The following is a 14,961-nucleotide window of genomic DNA, read 5'->3' as shown; positions in this document are numbered from 1 at the left end:
AACCTGCGCCCTGCACCTGACGGGCATTGACGTTACATGCCACCCTCAACAAGGCACGCATAATTGCGTGGGCGGCGCGTCCACCGGGAGGAGACGACCGGACGGTCATCCACCTCGCGCGACGCGCGCTGAAGCGACGCCGTCCGGGCCGCACGGGTTGCTCGGGGGACGGCGGCGCGCGACCTTCATGATCGCGGCGGGGGCGCTTTACGGGCCGGACGCGACGCCCGCCGGCATCACTGATAGAAGTTGAGCGTGACCATCGCCGAACGGCCCGGCGCCCACGTCGCGTAGATCGGATACGCGCTCGCGTAATACTGCTTGTCGAACAGGTTCTGCACGTTGAGCTGGACGTCCATCGTCTTGTTCACACGCCAGGTTGCGGCCGCGTCGAAGCGCGCGTAGCCGGGCGTCCACTTCCTGACCGTCGGCGTCACCGACGCATAGGTCTGGCTCATCACCGTCGCGCCGGCGCCGAGCGTGAGCTTCGGCATCACGTCGTAGCTCGTCCACAGCGTGAAGTTGTGCTTCGGCACCATCACCATCGGCAGGCCCGATGCGCCCGGGCTGCCGGGGCCCGCGTCGGTCGTGACCGCGTTCAGGTACGAGTAGCCGCCGAACACGTGCCACTTCGGCGTCATGTTGCCCGCGAAACCGAATTCGAAACCGCGCACGCGCTGCTTGCCCGCGTTGACCGTGTGACCGAGGCCGTCGCTCACGCGCGCGTTGGTCTTCTCGGTCTGGAACAGCGCCGACGTCAGCGACAGCTGGTCCTGCAGCACGTCCCACTTCGCGCCGATCTCGATGTTGCGCGAGCGCTCCGGCGCGAGATCCTGGTTCGTCGCGGTGATCTGGTCGGTGCCGCCGCCGAGGCCGCCGTTCGAGCCCGGCGGGTTCGACGACGTGCCGTACGACGCATACAGGCTCACGTTGCTCGCCGGCTTGAACACGAGGCCGAACTGGTAGCTGAACAGGTTCGACGTGTTCGACAGGTCGGCGACGCCGGCCTGCTTGCCGGTCGTGTCGTAGCGGTCGAAGCGCAGCCCCGTGTTGAATTGCCAGCGCTCGGACAGCTTCACGGTATCGAAGATGTACGCCGACACGGTGTCGGTGCGCGTGTTCGTCGTCGCGCCGGGGAAGCCCTTGTCGCCGTTCAGCACGATGCTGCCGGTCCACGGCATGTTCGGGTTCCAGCCGCCCGCGAGCGGCGTGCAGTTGCCGGCCACCGAGCACGGGCCGCCCGAGCGGATGTTGTTGCCGGCCGAATCCGACACGAGGTAGCCCTCGTAGCGTGCCTGCTCGTGGCTGAACTCGACGCCGGCCGTCATCGTGTGCTTCATGCCGAACAGGCTCGCGCTGCCGGTCACTTCGGTCTGGTTCGAGAAGCCGTTGAGCGCATACTTGCCGCTCTTCGCCTGCAGGCTCAGCATGTTCGGGTTCGACGCGAGGATCTGCGGGTTCGTCGCGACGTAGTCGAGCGTGGAGCGGCCGAACATCGTCGTGTTCTTCAGCTTCCAGCCGTCATCGAGCTTGTGCTCGACGCGCACTTCGGCGGTGTCGGTCTGCCCGTAGCGGTAGTCGCGCGTGTTCAGCCCGAAGAACTGCCCGCGATCGGTCGGCACCGGCGTGCCGCCCGACGCACGGAACGGCACGCTGAAGTCCGGCATGTCGTACGAGTTCATGTGGTAGTAGCTCACGGTGACCGTGGTCGGCGTGTTCAGCCCGAACACGATCGACGGCGCGACACCCCAGCGCTTGTTGTACACGTCGTTGCGGCCGGCCTGGTTCGCGTCGTGACCCATCACGTTCAGGCGCACGGCCGTCGTGTCGTTGATCTTGCGGTTCGCGTCGACCGTCGCGCGCTTGTAGCCGTCGGTGCCGAAACCGATGCTGCTGTTGATGAAGTCGTCGTTCTGCGGCGTCTTCGTGACGATGTCGATGCTGCCGCCCACCGAGCCGCGGCCCGCATAGACCGAGTCGGGGCCCTTGATCACGCTGATCTGCTCGACCGCGAACGTCTCGCGGTTCTGCAGCCCCGAGTCGCGCATGCCGTCGACGAAGATCGCGTTGCGCGATTCGAAGCCGCGGATCACCGGGCGATCGGCCGACGGGTTCGCGGCCGCATCGCCGCCGAGGAACGTGATGCCCGGTACCGAACGCAGCGCGTCCGCGAACGACGTGACGTTCTTCTCCTTGATCAGTTGCTCGGGAATCACCGTGACCGAGCGCGGCGTGTCGAGCAGCGGCGCGGTGAACTTGTACGACGGCGAATGCTTCACCTGCATGTCCGACGGCGCGGACGACTGGATCGTGATCGTCGGCAGCGTGGCGGCGGAATCGGCGGCGGCGTTGGCGGCGGGCGCGGTTTCGGCGGAGGCGAGCAGCGGGGTCAGGAAAACGGAGCAATACAGCGCGGACACGAGGGCTCGCGGTCGCGTGTTGAACTGGGCAGGCATAGGAGAGGCAGCGGAAGTATCGGTGATCGGCGGCGTGCGGGCGGCGGACGCGGTCCGGGGCAGTCCTGCACGTCAATCGTAATGCGTATGATTCGCATTTGCGTCCGCGATTCTAGGGATTGTCACCAAATATGTAAACAGTTGATTGGTTTTTGTACTGAAAGAGTTGACTCGTTCGTGCACGATAGCGAGCGTCTTTGCACCGGGCGCAACACCACTTTCCATCCGCGCGTTCGCCTGGCGCGGAGGGGACTCGATACACTTTCGCCTCGATTGACGAGGCCCGGTCACGCGGCCGTGAGAAATGGAGACAGGATGGATACGAACGGCGCGGCGGTAGTCACGTACCGCGGAAAGGCGATCGAGAACACGCACGCGGCGCACGTCGCGGTGGTGGATGCGCACGGCAGGCTGCTGTATCGGCTGGGCGATCCGTTCCGGATGACGCTCGCGCGGTCGGCGGCCAAGCCGGCCCAGGCGCTGTCGGTGATCGAGACGGGCGCGCCCGAGCGATTCGGCTTCGACGATGCGGACATCGCGCTGATGTGCGCGTCGCACAGCAGCGAGGACCGGCACGTCGAGCGAACCCGCGCGATGCTGGCCAAGGTGCACGCGCAGGAATCGGACCTGCGGTGCGGCGGGCATGCGCCGCTGTCCGACGCGGTGCTTCGCTCATGGATCAAGCGCGACTTCACGCCGACCGGCGTGTGCAGCAACTGTTCGGGCAAGCATGTCGGGATGCTGGCCGGCGCGCAGGCGATCGGCGCCGCGATCGCCGATTACCATCTGCCCGAGCATCCGATGCAGGTGCGGGTGAAGCGCGCCGTCGCCGAAGCATGCGGGCTGCGCGACGACGAAGTGGGCTGGGCGATCGACGGGTGCAACCTGCCGACGCCGGCGTTTCCGCTCGATCGCCTGGCCCGCATCTACGCGGGCCTCGCGCATGCCGCGGACGCCGTGGAAGCCGGGAACGCGCACGACGCGCGCATCGGCGCGCTGGCGCGGATTCACCACGCGATGACGCGCCATCCCGAGATGGTCGCCGGCGACGGCCGGTATTGCACCATGCTGATGCGGGCGTTCGGCGGCAGCGTCGTCGGCAAGCTCGGCGCCGATGCGTGCTACGGGATCGGCGTGCGTGCGTCGGCGCGCACGCGGCAGCTCGGCGCCGACGGTGCGCTCGGCATCTCGGTGAAGATCGGGGACGGCAATCTCGACGTGCTCTACATGGTCGTCAGCGAACTCCTCGAGCGGCTGCGGATCGGCACGGCCGAGCAGCGCGCGCAACTGGCCGGTTTCCATCGGCCGCCGATGCGCAACACGCAGGGCGTCGAGATCGGGCGCGCCACGTTCCCGTTCGAATTGCAGCCGGCCTGACCGGCAGGGCCCCGGCGACGGCGCTCAGCGCCGTGCGCCGCGAATCTTCTGCATCTGCGCTTCGGCAAGCTCGCCGACGTGGGCCAGCCGTTCCGCCAGGAATTCGCGCAGCACCCGCAATTTCGCCGAGCTGCGCCGGTTCGCCAGATACGCGATGTAGATGTATTCGCCCGTCAGCCGGTTCTGCAGCCGGTAGCGCGGCAGCACGGCTTCGAGGCGCCCGCTCGCGAGCAGGTCGCGCACCAGCCAGATCTCGAACTCCGCGATGCCGAGCCCCGCGCAGGTCGCTTCGAGCAGCAGCTCCGAATGGTCGGTGACGAGGTTGCCGGCCGGCAGGATGCTGTGCCGCGCGTCTGCCCCGACCAGCTCCCAGCGCGGATCGCCTTCGGGATGCACGTAGCGCAGGCAGTTGTGGCTCGCCAGTTCGTGCGGCTCGGCCGGACGCCCGCAGCGGTCGAGATAGCCGGGCGTCGCGCACAGGATGCTGTCGTTGCGCGACAGGCGGTGGACGACGAGGTTGTCCAGGTAGTTCTCGCCTTCGTGAATGTCGAGGTCGAAGCCGCCGGCCACGAGGTCGTTGTGGTTGTCGGTGAGCCGCACGTCGAGCTGGATCGTCGGGTAGCGCGCGAGAAACGGCGCAACCAGCGGGGCGAGATGGCGGCGGCCGAACGCAACCGGTGCGGTGAGCTTCAGCGGGCCGCTCGGCTGCGCATTCAGCCCGGCGACGACACGCAACGTGTCGTCGAGATCGGCGATCAGCGTGACGGCGCGTTCCAGGTAGATATGGCCGGCCTCGGTCAGCGTGACGCTGTGCGTCGAGCGGTGCAGCAGCGCGACGCCGAGGGCCTCCTCGATCGCGGTGACCTTGCGCGCGACCGTCGACGTCGACACGTGCATCTCCTTCGCGACCGCCGAAAAACTCCCCGTTTCGACCACTCTCACGAACGCGCGCATCGCGCCCATGTGATCGACGCCAGCCTCTCTCGGCCCCTTCTTCATGCTTGCCTCGCTATTGCATGTGACGCAAAACCGAATTCGATAATAACGAAATGAGTATTTTTTTGCAAAGGCATAGAATGCGAACCCGTCGCGCAGGCGGCAGGCCGGCGAAGACCGGTTCGGCTTCGCGGCGCATGAACCGAGGGCCTTTTCGATGCCGGCGTTCGCCGGCGAGACCAAACTGGAGAGACACACGATGGCAGGCATCGACTTCCGCGTCGAAGCGGATCTTTTAGGTAAACGAAGTATTCCGGACGACGCGTACTACGGCGTCCATACGCTGCGCGCAAAAGAGAACTTCGACATTTCGGGCCGCACCATCGCGTCGTTTCCCTACCTGATCATCGCGCTGGCGGCCGTGAAGGAGGCCGCGGCCGACGCGAACTGCGAACTCGGCCTGCTGCCGCGGCCGTACCGCGACGCGATCGCCGCCGCGTGCGTCGAGATTCGCGAAGGGCGCTTGCACGACCAGTTCGTCGTCGACGTGATCCAGGGCGGGGCCGGCACATCGACCAACATGAACGCGAACGAGGTGATCTGCAACCGCGCGCTCGAACTCATGGGGCACGCGCGCGGGCAATACGAATACCTGCATCCGAACGAACACGTCAATCTCGCGCAGAGCACCAACGACGTCTATCCGACCGCGATCCGGGTCGCGACCTGCTTCGCGCTCGAGCACCTGCTCGAAGCGATGGCGCGCCTGCGCGATGCGTTCGCGGAGCGGGCCGACGCGTTCGCCGGCTTGCTGAAGCTCGGCCGCACGCAATTGCAGGACGCGGTGCCGATGACGCTCGGCCAGGAATTCTCGACCTACGCGGTGATGCTGACGGAAGACATTGCACGCCTGCAGGAAGCCGGCTGGCTGATTCGCGAGATCAACCTCGGCGCGACCGCGATCGGCACGGGCATCACCGCGCATCCGCAATACGCGGAGAAGGCGCTGGCGGCGCTGCGGCGCATTACCGGGCTCGACCTGAGCACCGCGCCGAACCTGATCGAGGCGACGCAGGATTGCGGCGCGTTCGTGCAGGTGTCGGGCGTGCTCAAGCGGATCGCCGTGAAGCTGTCGAAGATCTGCAACGACCTGCGGCTGCTGTCGAGCGGCCCGCGCGCGGGGTTCGGCGAGATCAACCTGCCGCCGGTGCAGGCCGGCTCGTCGATCATGCCCGGCAAGGTGAATCCGGTGATCCCGGAAGTCGTCAACCAGGTCGCGTTCGAGGTATTCGGCAACGACCTGACCGTGACCTTCGCCGCCGAGGCCGGGCAGCTTCAGCTCAACGCGTTCGAGCCGGTGATCGCCAGCGCGCTGTTCCGCAGCTTCAGCCACCTGACGGCGGCCTGCACGACGCTTGCCGACAAGTGCGTGAAGGGCATCACCGCGAACCCCGAGCGGCTGCGCGAAACGATGGAGCGCTCGGTCGCGCTCGCGACCGCGCTGAATCCGTACATCGGCTACAAGCGCGCGACCGCCGTGGCGGCCGAAGCGCACGCGACCGGCAAGTCGATTCGCGAAGTCGTGCTCGGCCGCCAGCTGATGACCGATGCGCAGGTCGACGAAGCGCTTCAGCCCGAAGCGCTGATCCAGCCCCGCGTCTACTGAGCGCGGCGACCCCGTTACCGCAGCAGCCGCCGGGCCGTCGTTCGCGCGCGGCGGCTGCGCGTTGTCCATTCAATTCCAATCACATCGGAGACACATCATGAAACATGCCAGCGAGCGCCCGGCTGACACGGCCGGCGGCGCCGCCTCCCATCATGCCGACCCCGACGCGATGTTCGCGTCGCACGAAGCAGGTTACGCGAAGCAGTTGAAGCCGCGGCACGTGCAGATGATCGCGATGGGCGGGGCGATCGGCACCGGCCTCTTTCTCGGTGCGGGTGGGCGCCTGCAGAGCGCGGGGCCCGCGCTCGCGCTCGTGTATCTCGTCTGCGGCGTGTTCGCCTTCCTGATCATGCGCGCGCTCGGCGAGCTCGTGATGCACCGGCCGACCAGCGGCAGCTTCGTGTCGTACGCGCGCGAGTTCATGGGCGAGCGCGCATCGTTCGTCGCGGGCTGGATGTACTACCTGAACTGGGCGACGACCGGCATCGTCGACATCACGGCGGTCGCGATCTACATGAAGTACTGGGCCGTGTTCACGGACGTGCCGCAGTGGGTGTTCGCGCTCGGTGCGCTCGGGATCGTGTCGGTCATGAACATGATCGGCGTGAAGGTGTTCGGCGAGATGGAGTTCTGGTTCTCGCTCGTCAAGGTCGGCGCGCTGGGCGTGTTCCTGCTGGTCGGGAGCCTGTTCCTGGCCAGCGGCCGGCCGCTCGACGGACACCTGCCGGGCCTCCACCTGATCGCGGATCACGGCGGGATCTTTCCGCACGGGCTCCTGCCGGCCGTGCTGATCGTGCAGGGCGTCGTGTTCGCGTACGCGAGCATCGAGCTCGTCGGCGTCGCGGCGGGCGAGACGGCCGATGCGCGCAAGGTCCTGCCGAAAGCCATCAACAGCGTGATGTGGCGCATTGCGCTGTTCTATGTCGGCTCCGTCGTGCTGTTGACGATGCTGCTGCCGTGGACGGCATACAGCGCGCACGAAAGCCCGTTCGTGACGTTCTTCAGCAAGCTCGGCGTGCCGTACGTCGGCACCGTGATGAACGTCGTGGTGCTGACCGCCGCGCTGTCGAGCCTGAACTCCGGCCTCTATTCGACCGGGCGCGTGCTGCGCTCGCTGGCGATGGGCGGATCGGCGCCGCGCTTCGTGTCGCGGATGAACGCACGCGGCGTGCCGTACGGCGGGATCCTGATCACGGTCGCGATCAACGCGATCGGCGTGCCGTTGAACTATATCGTGCCGGCCCAGGCGTTCGAGATCGTGCTGAACATGGCGTCGCTCGGGATCATCACGACGTGGGGCTTCATCGTCATGTGCCAGATCCTGTTCCGCCGCGCGGTCGATCGCGGCGAGCTGAAGGCCGTGTCGTTCCGGATGCCCGGCGCGCCGTTCACGTCGTGGCTCACGCTGGCCTTCCTCGTCGGCGTGCTGGTGCTGATGGCATTCGACTACCCGGGCGGCACGTGGACCATCGCGACGATTCCGGTCGTCGTGCTCGCGCTGACGGTCGGCTGGCGTCTGGCGAAGCGCGGCTCGGTGCGCGAGGCGGCGACGATGCATCGGTCCGTGGCCGATCGGGTGAATCAGGCCTGATTTCGCAGCGGAAGGGGAGACGGCAGCCTGCACGGGCTGCCGTCGCGCGCAGGCGAGCGCGAAATGCGCGGCGGGGCATTTCCTCGATTCGTCAATATGATTCGGAAAAGCAATCCGGCGATGTGCTTATTCCATGCCGTGATTCGTTCGGTAAATTGAATGGCGATCATTCGCAAACGTTATGCTGATCGTCATGAATATCCCGTCATGCAATCTCGCGATCGATAATTCGCGTCGCGTGAAAGGCAGGCGCAAAGCCTTGCCGGCTGGTGATTCCGGCAGTTTCCGGGCAAGTGCAACCGTGCGTTAACGGCAAGCCGCAAAGGAACTTTAGGATTTTCGTCCTGAAATTAATCATTTCAATTTACGCGCGAATCGATTCGCGCACAGTCATCCGACGGTCATAACCCATCCTCGATAATCCGGCGCTCGGCCATTCATTCAACAGAACGCACGAGCGTTTGAAGCCGGATCGCCGCGGGGAGCTGGACTCATGACCATCCGTCATCGCATTACGCTGCTAGTCGTCCTGACGTTCTTCGCGTTGTCCGCGATCGGCATCTATGCCGTGTACCAGACGCGCAAGAGCGCGTCGGAGGTGCGTCAGGTCACCCAGGGCATCGTGCCGAGCGCGCTCGCGTCGGCCGATCTCGTCGCCGACGTGAAGAACATCCAGATCGCGACGATGACGCTCGTCTACGCGCCCGACGCGAATACCGCCGCCCAGGCGCGCGACGAGCTGAAGGCGAAGCAGGCCGCGCTGCGCGTCGCACTCGACGTGCAGGCGAAGTCGGCCGCGAGCCATGCGCAGGAAGGCCTCGTCGCGCAGGCGAAGGACAGCGCCGCGAACTATTTCGCGGCGATCGACGACACCGTGAAGATGAAGGCCGACGGCAAGCCCGAGATGGCGCAGGCGTACCTGTTCGCGAACGTCGCGCAGTATCGCGACGAACTCGAAAGCATCGTCGACACGCTGCGCGTCGAGAAGAACCGCCAGAAGGACGTCGCGATCAGCGCGCTGAACGGGATGCTCTCGACGACGGCGACTGCGATCGCGGGCGTCGCCGGCACGGTGATCGTGCTGCTGACCGCGCTCGGCTTGCTGCTGTATCGCCAGATCACGCGCCCGCTGATCGGGATGCAGACGGCGATGAGCGAGATCGCGGCGAGCCAGGATTTCACGCGCCGCGTACCGGTGGGCCGCATGGACGAAATCGGCCATTCGATCATCGCGTTCAACGGGATGATCGAGAAGATCCAGGAGAACGCCGCGCAGCTCAAGCAGAAGACGGCGGACATCCAGGCGATGCTGCAGAACATGCAGCAGGGGATCCTGACCGTCGTCGAAGGCGGTGTCGTGCATACCGAGTATTCGGCGTACCTCGAGACCATCTTCGAGACGAGCGACATCGCCGGCCGCGACCTGATGGCGCTCGTGTTCGACGATTCGGCGATCGGCGCCGACGCGCGTTCGCAGGTCGACGCGGCCGTGCACGCGTGCCTCGGCGAAGACAGCATGAACTTCGAGTTCAACGCACACCTGCTGGTGAACGAAGTCGCGAAGCGGATGCCGGACGGCCGCGAGAAGTGGCTCGACCTGAGCTGGTCGGCGATCACCGACGAGACCGACACGGTGGTGCGCCTGATGCTGTGCGTGCGCGACGTGACCGAGATCCGCGAGCTGACCGCGCAGGCCGGCGAGCAGCAGCGCCGCCTCGAGATGATCGGCGAGATCCTGTCGATCAGCCAGGACAAGTTCCACGACTTCGTGCACAGTGCGAAGGGCTTCCTCAGCGAGAACGAGCGGATGATCCGCCAGCACGAGCGCGCCGATCACTCGATCGTCGCGGCGCTGTTCCGCAACATGCACACGATCAAGGGCAATGCGCGCACGTACAGCCTCCAGCACCTGACGAACATCGTCCACGAAGCGGAGCAGGCGTACGACTCGCTGCGCCGCGCGGACGGCGGCCCCGAGTGGAATCGCGACGCGCTGATGGACGACCTGGCGCGCGTGCGCGAGGCCGTCGAACACTACGCGACCATCAACGCGGTCACGCTGGGCCGCAGCGGCGAGCCGGCGCAGCACGCGAGCGAACACTACCTGATGGTCGAACGCGCGCACATCAGCGAGAGCCTGCGCGTGCTCGACGGCGCCGACCCGGCGAACGCGGCCGACTGGCACGCGGCGCGCGATGCCGTACGCCGCATGCTGAGCCAGCTCGGCACGCAGGGGATCGGCGATGCACTCGGCGGCGTGATCGAGTCGCTGCCGTCGCTCGCGGCCGAACTCGGCAAGCCGGCGCCCGTCGTGCATATCGACAGCCATGGCCAGCGCGTGCGCAGCGAAATCGTCGCGACGCTGAAGAACGTGTTCATGCACCTGCTGCGCAACGCGATCGATCACGGAATCGAATCGTCCGACGAGCGACGCGCCGCCGGCAAGGCGGCATCCGGCACGATCGACATCGCGGTCGACGTCGCCGACGGGATGCTGCAGTTCACGCTGGGCGACGACGGCCGCGGCCTCGCGCTCGACCGGATACGCGGCATCGCGCGCGAGCGTGGCTGGATCGATGCGGACAACGCGCGCATGCTCGGCGACGAAGTGGTCGCCGAGCTGATCTTCCGCCCGGGCTTCTCGACCGCGCGTGCCGTGACCGAAGTGTCGGGGCGCGGCGTCGGCATGGACGCGGTGCGCAACTTCCTGAAGCGCGACGGCGGCGATATCGCGCTGCGCTTCACCGACGACCGGCGCGGGGCCGCCTATCGCGCGTTCCGCACGATCGTGTCGCTGCCGGCCGCGTTCGCGGTGGAGGGCGCCGGCGTGACCCAGGACCATGCGCGCGCCGGCTTCGCGGACGCCAACGCGACGGAGTGATCGTGCAGGCATTGACGCATATCGGCGCCGTGCTGGCGGGCGCCATCGTCGCCGCGATCATCGCGGCGCTCGTGTTCCGCGTGCATCGCGCGCGGCTCGTCGCGCGGCTGGCCGCCGATGCGGATGCATTGCGCGACGCGCTCGCGCAGGCACAGGCGCGCGCCGGCGAGGCCGCGGCCGCGCATGCGGCGCGGGCCGACGCATGGGCGCGGAAGGAAGCGGAGCTGGCCGACGCGCTCGCACGGCAGACGGCCGACGCGGAGGCGCAGCGCGACGCACGGCAGGCGCTGTCGGCGCAGCGGGACGCGCTGTCGCAGCACGCGCAGAAGATCGCCGACGAAGCCGCGCGCCTGCGCGGGCTCGCCGGCACCTTCGAGCGCTGGCACGAGCAGATGATCTCGCTGACCACGCAGAACCAGGACATGCGCGCGAAGAACCAGGAACTGTCGGCGATCGTCGCGCACGTGTCGATCGTGTCGCTGAACGCGTCGATCGAGGCGGCGCGTGCAGGTACGGCCGGGCGCGGCTTCTCGATCGTCGCGAGCGAGGTGCGCGGGCTGGCCGCGCGCTCGCAGCAACTGTCGAACAGCTATCGCGACAGCCTGAACCGCAACGATCTCGTGACAGCCGCGACGTTCCAGGACATCCAGGCCGGCGGCAAGATGATCACGGCCGCGCTGGCGACCGTCGAGACGCTGGCCGGGCAACTGCATGCGCGGATCGAGGGAGGCGCGGCGTGATCAGCGCGCAGGCGAAAGCCGGCTTCGAGCGGATTTTCTTCGATGCGGCGCGTACGCGGCTCGCGACTGGCGGCGGCGCATGCGACATCGCGCCGGCGGCGGACGAGCCGCCGCGCGAGCGCCGGTCGCGCTCGAAGCCGGCCGCGCAGGTCGCGGTACTGACGATCTCGGCGCTGCATTTCCGCCTGCTGCTCGCGCTGCGCTTCACCGACGACGACGCGACGCGGCGCTATTACACGGGCGCCGTGCAAGCGGACGCGCAACCGTCGCTGCAGGAGGCGTTCATGGAAGTCGCGAACCTGTGCTGCGGGGCGATCAACCAGGCGCTGACCGTCCATTTCCCGGATCTCGGCATGTCGACGCCTTACCTGTTGAGCGACGCGAGCATCGAGTATTTCACCGCGCTGGCGCCCGGCCATGTCGCCGCGTTCGACGTGACGCTCGGCGACGGCGTGCGGATTCGCGCGACGCTGTGCGTATGCGCGAACGCGCCGGTCGATTTCCATGTGCCGGAAACGGCCGTGATGGAAACCGGCGGCGAGCTCGAACTGTTCTGACCGGACCGTTCCGGAACCCGAACCCAAGGAACCCGCGCCATGACCGAAGGCAAACCCGTCAGCAAGGTGCTCGTGCTGGACGACAGCCGCGCGCACGCCGACGCGATCAAGCGTTTCTGCGACGAGCACAACCTGGTCGGCCTGACCGTGCGGCGCAACCGGCTGCTGAAGGTGCTGCGCTCGAACATCGACCTCGGCGCGATCCTGCTGGCCGAGGATTACGGCGGCTCGCCGGCCGAGAGCGCGATCATCGCGACGCAGATCGACGCGCTGCGCCCCGAGCTGCCGATCATCCTGCGCCGCGAAGCGCACGCGTCGCGCGACGGGCTGCCGGAGGCGCTCGCGCGCGTCGCGTGCGCGGCCTACGTCGCGGACGACATGACGCCGCTCAAGCGCGCGATCGACGAATACCTGTTCGGCCGCGATTACCCGAACGCGCTCGTACGCGGCATCTCGGAGATCACCGAGGCGCGCATCGACAGCCTGTTCCCGGGCATGACGATCGAGCACGAAACGCCGTGCATCGTGCGCGACCAGATCATCTTCGGCGAAGTGTTCAGCCTGATCGCGCTCGAAAGTGCGTGGTGCCGCGGCTACATGCTGCTGCAGACGAGCGAGCAGCCGCTGCTCGACATGCTCGGCGGCACGCGCGACGCCGGCCGCGCGCCGGATTTCCGCGACGTGAACAGCGTGCTCGGCGAACTCACCAATCTCGTGTGGGGCGCGTTCAAGAACCGCTATCTCGGCGACGCGGAGGCACTGGCGCGCCATCCGGTGCAGGTGCCGCTCGTCGTCAATCACAAGCAGAAGTTCATCTCGTTCGGCGGCGACTGCCCGCAGCTCTGCTTCAAGTACCGGATGACCGACCCGGCATCGGGGCGGGCCGTCTGCATCGACCAGCGCTTCGTGTTCAGTCTGAGCTGGTCGCCGGAGGATTTCCGCGAATCGGTGCAGGACGTGGGGCCGATGGTCGAATCGGGTGAACTCGAACTGTTTTGAAGTTTTCAGGCAAGTTCAGCAAGAAGAAAAGGGGAATGACAGCATGGCAAAGATTCTGGTGGTCGACGATTCGGGCACGGTGCGCGACGAGGTCGCGGGCTTCCTGCGCAATCACGGTCTCGACGTCGCGACGGCCGTCGACGGCAAGGACGGGCTCGCGAAGCTCAAGGCGACGCCCGGCGTGCGCCTCGTGATCAGCGACGTGAACATGCCGAACATGGACGGCCTGACGATGGTCGAGAAGATCCGCGGCGAACTGGCGAATTCGACGGTCAACGTCGTGATGCTGACGACCGAAAGCAGCCCGGCGATGAAGGAGCGCGGCAAGGCCGCCGGCGTGAAGGGCTGGATCGTGAAGCCGTTCAAGGGCGACGCGGTGCTCGACGCGCTGAAGAAGCTCGCGGGCTGACGCGTGCGGCCGGGTCGCCGCAGCGCGGCCCGATTGTTTGCAGGGCACGGGATGGGTGTTGCTGCGCTCCGCATGGCTGATCAGGTTCATCGAGCATAGGGTGGCGGACACGCGGGTCGTGCGGCTCATCAAGAAATGGTTGCACGCCGGTGTGCTGGAAGAGGGAAGGTTGACGCGGAGTGAGGTTGAAACCATTCAGGGCGGAAGTATTTCGCCGCTGTTGTCGAACATCTACCTTCACTACGCGTTCAACTTGTGGGTAAAGCAATGGCGTGTGCGACATGCCGTAGGCGATATGAGGGATGTGCGCTATGCCGACGATTGGGTCGACACTGATTTCTTCCTGCCCGTCGCCGTTCAGATCGGCCACATGCTTGTACTCGCGGGTCACGCAGCGAGGGCGGGCCGGCTTTTCGCCGGGTTCGACGCAGTTGCCGCCCTGAGCGTCCATCAGCGCCACGCCGGCCAGCACGGTCACGGTGTCCACCGTTGCAGGCACGTCGTCAAGGCTGCGCGCCGCAGGAAGCCAGTCGGCGGTTTCGCTGTCGATCAGCGTACCGTCGGGCAGGCGCAGCGCGAGCGCCGTGCATTGCAGGCGATTGACGCTCAGTGCCTGGTCGTCGAGTGCCACATGCACCGCACCCCAGGCGTCGGGGCTCGCGATGCGTGCAACTTGGTCGTGGACGTACTGTTCCCATATCGCCTGCTGCTGGAAGTGCTGCGGCGTCGTGAAAATCCAGATCGGCAGGTCTCGGATGCCTGCGACCGCCTCCATAGTGGATTTGTCGAAGAAGGCCGGCAAGGCCGCGCCGATAAACGGCATGTGAGCGGCCGCGGCGACTTTCGAAATATTGCGCAACAGGGCGATGTCCTGCGCGCGATGGTCGAATTCAAATGCCGAAATTATCGCGGCGATGGCTTGTCAGCCCGGCATGTCGTACTCGCCGACATAAGTCAGTCTGAACAAGCCGCTCTGGATGATATCGGGCGTATCTTCGAAGTCTTGACGGAGTGCTTCCTTCGAAACGTCGAGCACTTCGATTTTGACGTTTTGACGGAAATCGGTGCGATCGACCAGGAATTGCAGGCCTCGCCAAGTCGATTCGAGTGCTTGAAATGCAGGGTGGTGCAGGATGGCATCGAGCTGTCGGCCGAGTTGCTCGTCCAGGTCTGCCAGACACCAATCGAGCAAATCCGGATCCACGCAATTCATCGCATTCGAATTTGCTCTTGCATGCGTATCGGAAACTACAGCGGTTTGGGTGTACTGATCGCTCTGAAATCCTGCGCTCATTGGACGTCGTAGTGGGTATGGCCGGACATCAGCGGAGAGCGACGTATAGCATGGC

Annotated in this window: 10 protein-coding genes and 2 pseudogenes; 9 read left to right on the top strand and 3 right to left on the bottom strand. The window is 66.4% G+C overall.

The window, feature by feature from the left end:
• Positions 1–236: 236 nt before the first annotated feature.
• Positions 237–2,456 carry a TonB-dependent receptor gene (locus WT26_RS29525; protein WP_069274621.1) on the bottom strand — a complete coding sequence of 740 codons (2,220 nt, stop codon included), beginning with the start codon at positions 2,454–2,456 and terminating at the stop codon, positions 237–239.
• Positions 2,457–2,771: 315 nt separating this feature from the next.
• On the opposite strand from WT26_RS29525, the gene WT26_RS29520 reads away from it, so the two are divergent.
• On the top strand, positions 2,772–3,833 hold the full coding sequence (locus WT26_RS29520) for an asparaginase (protein WP_069274620.1): 1,062 nt from the start codon (positions 2,772–2,774) through the stop codon (positions 3,831–3,833).
• A 24-nt stretch (positions 3,834–3,857) separates the two neighbouring features.
• On the opposite strand, the gene WT26_RS29515 is transcribed toward WT26_RS29520, so the two are convergent.
• Complete coding sequence (locus WT26_RS29515) at positions 3,858–4,832, bottom strand: LysR family transcriptional regulator (protein ID WP_069274619.1); 975 nt, start codon at positions 4,830–4,832, stop codon at positions 3,858–3,860.
• Positions 4,833–5,028: 196 nt separating this feature from the next.
• Between WT26_RS29515 and aspA the strand changes: the two genes are divergently transcribed.
• The 8 genes and pseudogenes from aspA to WT26_RS38675 all read left to right on the top strand — a co-directional run.
• A complete protein-coding gene (gene aspA, locus WT26_RS29510) occupies positions 5,029–6,435 on the top strand; it encodes an aspartate ammonia-lyase (protein ID WP_069275192.1) in 1,407 nt (468 codons plus the stop codon).
• Positions 6,436–6,532: 97 nt separating this feature from the next.
• Positions 6,533–8,026 carry an amino acid permease gene (locus tag WT26_RS29505; RefSeq protein ID WP_069274618.1) on the top strand — a complete coding sequence of 498 codons (1,494 nt, stop codon included), beginning with the start codon at positions 6,533–6,535 and terminating at the stop codon, positions 8,024–8,026.
• Between the two features lie 493 nt (positions 8,027–8,519).
• On the top strand, positions 8,520–10,907 hold the full coding sequence (locus WT26_RS29500) for an ATP-binding protein (RefSeq protein WP_069274617.1): 2,388 nt from the start codon (positions 8,520–8,522) through the stop codon (positions 10,905–10,907).
• Complete coding sequence (locus WT26_RS29495) at positions 10,904–11,647, top strand: methyl-accepting chemotaxis protein (RefSeq protein ID WP_420480944.1); 744 nt, start codon at positions 10,904–10,906, stop codon at positions 11,645–11,647. Before WT26_RS29500 ends, WT26_RS29495 begins: the two co-directional genes overlap by 4 nt.
• The gene (locus WT26_RS29490; protein ID WP_069274616.1) at positions 11,644–12,204 is read left to right on the top strand and encodes a hypothetical protein; all 561 of its coding nucleotides are present in this window, start codon (positions 11,644–11,646) and stop codon (positions 12,202–12,204) included. Before WT26_RS29495 ends, WT26_RS29490 begins: the two co-directional genes overlap by 4 nt.
• Positions 12,205–12,243: 39 nt before the next feature.
• Positions 12,244–13,203, top strand: coding sequence for a chemotaxis protein CheX (locus WT26_RS29485; protein WP_069274615.1), 960 nt, complete (start codon positions 12,244–12,246; stop codon positions 13,201–13,203).
• 43 nt (positions 13,204–13,246) lie between these two features.
• Positions 13,247–13,612: a response regulator gene (locus tag WT26_RS29480; RefSeq protein WP_011355572.1), complete on the top strand. Its 366-nt coding sequence runs from the start codon at positions 13,247–13,249 to the stop codon at positions 13,610–13,612.
• 73 nt (positions 13,613–13,685) lie between these two features.
• Positions 13,686–13,940 (top strand): annotated as a pseudogene (locus WT26_RS38675) (group II intron reverse transcriptase/maturase); the annotation flags it as partial.
• Positions 13,941–13,952: 12 nt separating this feature from the next.
• Here WT26_RS38675 and WT26_RS39180 read toward each other — a convergent pair.
• Positions 13,953–14,825 (bottom strand): annotated as a pseudogene (locus WT26_RS39180) (type VI secretion system contractile sheath domain-containing protein); the annotation flags it as partial.
• Positions 14,826–14,961: the final 136 nt, after the last annotated feature.

Source organism: Burkholderia cepacia, assembly GCF_001718835.1.
Lineage (GTDB): Bacteria > Pseudomonadota > Gammaproteobacteria > Burkholderiales > Burkholderiaceae > Burkholderia > Burkholderia cepacia_F.
This window is presented reverse-complemented; position numbering and strand designations above follow the sequence as displayed.

Excerpts from the sequence above, each read along its gene's own strand:
- WT26_RS29480 (WP_011355572.1), top strand. The coding sequence starts at position 13,247 with ATGGCAAAGATTCTGGTGGTCGACGATTCGGGCACGGTGCGCGACGAG.
- WT26_RS29500 (WP_069274617.1), top strand. The coding sequence starts at position 8,520 with ATGACCATCCGTCATCGCATTACGCTGCTAGTCGTCCTGACGTTCTTC.
- WT26_RS29525 (WP_069274621.1), bottom strand. The coding sequence starts at position 2,456 with ATGCCTGCCCAGTTCAACACGCGACCGCGAGCCCTCGTGTCCGCGCTG.
- aspA (WP_069275192.1), top strand. The coding sequence starts at position 5,029 with ATGGCAGGCATCGACTTCCGCGTCGAAGCGGATCTTTTAGGTAAACGA.
- WT26_RS29515 (WP_069274619.1), bottom strand. The coding sequence starts at position 4,832 with ATGAAGAAGGGGCCGAGAGAGGCTGGCGTCGATCACATGGGCGCGATG.
- WT26_RS29485 (WP_069274615.1), top strand. The coding sequence starts at position 12,244 with ATGACCGAAGGCAAACCCGTCAGCAAGGTGCTCGTGCTGGACGACAGC.
- WT26_RS29505 (WP_069274618.1), top strand. The coding sequence starts at position 6,533 with ATGAAACATGCCAGCGAGCGCCCGGCTGACACGGCCGGCGGCGCCGCC.
- WT26_RS29520 (WP_069274620.1), top strand. The coding sequence starts at position 2,772 with ATGGATACGAACGGCGCGGCGGTAGTCACGTACCGCGGAAAGGCGATC.